General features: G+C 62.8%; 3 protein-coding genes. 1 reads left to right on the top strand and 2 read right to left on the bottom strand.

What is annotated here, in order from left to right:
* The coding region (locus EN994_RS23830; protein WP_127307846.1) for an alanine racemase at positions 1–1,038 on the bottom strand (1,038 nt) is incomplete at its 3' end.
* A 208-nt stretch (positions 1,039–1,246) separates the two neighbouring features.
* Here EN994_RS23830 and EN994_RS23825 point away from each other — a divergent pair.
* Positions 1,247–2,164 carry a DMT family transporter gene (locus EN994_RS23825; RefSeq protein ID WP_063168490.1) on the top strand — a complete coding sequence of 306 codons (918 nt, stop codon included), beginning with the start codon at positions 1,247–1,249 and terminating at the stop codon, positions 2,162–2,164.
* Positions 2,165–2,603: 439 nt separating this feature from the next.
* Here EN994_RS23825 and EN994_RS23820 read toward each other — a convergent pair.
* Positions 2,604–3,281: methylenetetrahydrofolate reductase (locus EN994_RS23820; protein WP_127307845.1), on the bottom strand; the 678-nt coding region annotated here is incomplete at its 5' end.

Genomic DNA, 3,281 nt, shown 5'->3' with positions numbered 1-3,281 from the left:
GAACGGCCGCGACAGGATGTCGACGGAATCGCAGGTCGCGCCGCAGACCTTGAACGGCACGATGTTCTTCTCCTCGCCATTGCGCGAGCGGATCGCCGGGTCGGGAATGAAGCGCGCCGGCAGCGTGATCTTGCCGGTCCATGAATCCGACAGCGATGCCCAGATGCCGTCATTGATGTAGAGCCGCTTGCCCTTGCGCAGCAGCACCCGCACGATCAACGACAGGCAGCGCGCCACGATCACCCGGCCGGGCTCAGCCACCAGCGGCATCTGGTCGAACTGATACTCCTTCAGATCGCCCGACAGCCGCGACATGATCTGGCCAAGCGACGGCATCTCGATCTGCTTGCGGTTAGGGTCGTGGCCGTATTCGGCGGGGAAACCGCCGCCGACATCGAGCCCGGCAATATCGAAGGTCAGCCGGTTGCGCACCCAGTCGGCGGAAGCCAGCGCCCGCTCATAGGTATCGGGATCCTCGATCTGGCTGCCGACATGGAAGCACAGGCCGACCTTGTAGCCGGTACGGCTCAGCCGCTCCGCGAGCTCGACGGCATACGCCGGCCCGGCGCCGAACTTCTTCGACAGTTCGTAGGCGGCATGCCCCTTGGTCTGCACCCGCACGAACACGCTGATCGAGCCCGGATCGATGTCGAGAGCCCGCACCACTCGCGTCAGCTTGGTGATCTCGTCCTCATGATCGAGCGAAATGACGCGGATGGCGTATTTCTCCAGCGCCAGCTTGATGTCCGACTGCGCCTTGACCGGGTGCATGTAGAGCATCTCGGCATCGGGGGAAACGGCACGCACGGCGGCGAACTCGCCCGGCGAAGCGACGTCGAAAGCCTTGACGCCGGCTTCGACCAGCGTCTTCAGCACGATCTGCTCGCCATTGGTCTTGACCGCATAGGCGGTCTTGCCGGGGAACATGCCCATGAACTGCCTGGCATCCGCCATCAGCACTTGCGGGCGGAAGCAATAGACCGGATCGTCCGGACGAAGCGCCAGTGCCGCCTCGCGGGCATTCTCGAATCGCTGCATGGACGAATCCTCACTTCGGCTGCGCACAATTAATCCAAGCTAGCGGCTAATGAAAACAATTCTGTGTCTCGTGCGGCTGACGCTGGGGCGCTGGGTCTTTGCCAGCAACGTTTGCCAGCGATCAGGTTTCGGGTGGCTCTTGTCACTGAGTCCGATATGGCTTCTGCCTGACTGACTGGCATTCAGGCCGTCTGGGAGGGCGACTCACATGACAATAGCCGCGACATCAGCACCGCGCGGGCCGATGGTGCTCAAGGACTGGGGGCAGCTCCTGCTGCTCGGCGCGATCTGGGGCGGCTCGTTCTTCTTTGCCCGCATCGCGGTGGCCGAACTCCCCCCGCTGGTGCTGGTGCTGTTTCGCGTCGCCATCGCCGCGATCGCGCTACAGATCTATCTCGGCCTGTGCGGCCCGTCCTTCCGCCTCGCGCTTCCGCATGCAGGCCTGTTCTTCCTGCTGGCGCTCACCAACAATGTGGTGCCCTTTTCGCTGATCTTCGCCGGCCAGACGGAGCTTGGCGCCGGCGTCGCCTCGGTGCTCAACGCCACGACGCCGTTCTGGACATTGATTCTCGCCAATGCGCTGACATCGGACGAAAAGCTCTCCTGGAACAAGCTCGCCGGCATTGCGCTCGGCATCGCCGGTACGGCCGTCATGATCGGCCCCGGCCTGCTTGCCGGGCTCGGCGGCCCGGTCTGGGCCAAATTCGCGCTGATCGGCGCTTCACTGTCCTATGGCATTGCGCTGATGGTCGCCCGCCGCTTCAAGGGCGTGCCCTCGCCGGTCGTCGCCACCGGGCAGTTGACCGCTTCGACCATCATCATGATCCCGATCGTGCTCTTCACCTACGGCCCATCCGGCCTGTTCTCGGCCTCGCCGCCGGTCTGGGCGGCGGTGCTGGCGCTGGCACTTCTGTCCACAGCCGTCGCCTACATCCTCTATTTCAACCTCGTCGCCTCGGCGGGCGCTACCAACGCCTCGCTGGTCACGCTTGTTGTGCCGGCCAGCGCCATGCTGCTCGGCTTCCTGTTCCTAGGCGAGCGGCTGGAGCTGTTCGAAATCGGCGGGGTGGTGCTGATCGCGCTCGGCCTCATCACCATCGACGGGCGCGTCCTTGGAAGACGTTAGCGCGTCCTTTGAACCCCCACATCGCCGCGAAAGTCGCATTCGACTTTCGCGGCGGTAGCGCTGCCATGACACGGCAGCGACACGAGCCGGCCACATTTTATTCACAGGTCTGAAGTCGGTATTTGCCTAGGAGTTTCAAAGCCTAACGGCAAAAGACATGTCGCGGATTTCACAATCACGTCGCAATGCAGCACATTTTCCGCTTGCCTGTGGCACAAATGAACCTAGACTCCATGACATAGCTCTTTAAGAGGAGGCTATGTCATGGGACTTACGAGGCCTATCAACGCATTGATGATCTGTGCTGCGTTCGCCTTTATCGGAGCCCTCATTATGGGCTTCCTTCCCTGACCGCCAAAGCGGGGAAGACCAGCACCCAAATAGTCCAACCAATTCAAAAGGCCGGGTTTTTCCCGGCCTTTTGTTGTTGAGCCCGACCTCATGCCGCGGCTGATCCGGCGGCCGCCGCCTCGTGCGAGCGAATACCGATCATATGGCAGATGGCAAAGACCAGATCGGCGCGGTTCATGGTGTAGAAGTGGAAATCGCCGACACCGCGCTCGACCAGGTCCATGACCTGTTCGGCTGCCACCGCCGATGCCACCAGCGCATGCGTCTGCGGGTCCTTGTCGAGGCCTTCGAAACGCTCCGCCAGCCAGCCGGGCACATGCGCGCCCGCCCTCGCGGAAAAGTTCGCGACCTGCTTGAAACTGTGAACCGGCTGGATGCCCGGCACGATCGGGATGTAGATGCCGGCGCGGCGAACGCGCTCGACATAGCGCTCGTAGAGATCGTTGTCGAAGAAGAACTGGGTGATCGCCCGCGTCGCGCCATTGTCGACCTTGCGCTTCAGCATCTCGATGTCGGTGGCGAAATCGGGGCTTTGCGGATGCTTTTCCGGATAAGCCGCGACGGAGATGTCGAAATCCGCGATCGTCTTGAGCCCGGCGACCAGTTCCGCGCCATTCTCGTAGCCACCGGGATGCGGCCGGTAGGGCTCGCCGACGCCGGAGGCCGGGTCGCCGCGCAGCGCCACGAACCGGTTGATGCCGATCGATTTGTAATCCTGGATGACCGCATCGACCTCGTCGCGCGTTGCCCCGACGCAGGTCAGATG

Source organism: Mesorhizobium sp. M7A.F.Ca.CA.002.09.1.1 (assembly GCF_003998555.1).
Classification (GTDB): Bacteria; Pseudomonadota; Alphaproteobacteria; order Rhizobiales; family Rhizobiaceae; genus Mesorhizobium; species Mesorhizobium ciceri.
Note: the sequence above shows the minus strand (reverse complement) of the source record. Positions and strands in the feature narration are given on the sequence as shown.

What these genes read in the sequence shown, in the direction of transcription:
- EN994_RS23825 (WP_063168490.1), top strand. Translation starts at nt 1,247, where the DNA reads ATGACAATAGCCGCGACATCAGCACCGCGCGGGCCGATGGTGCTCAAG.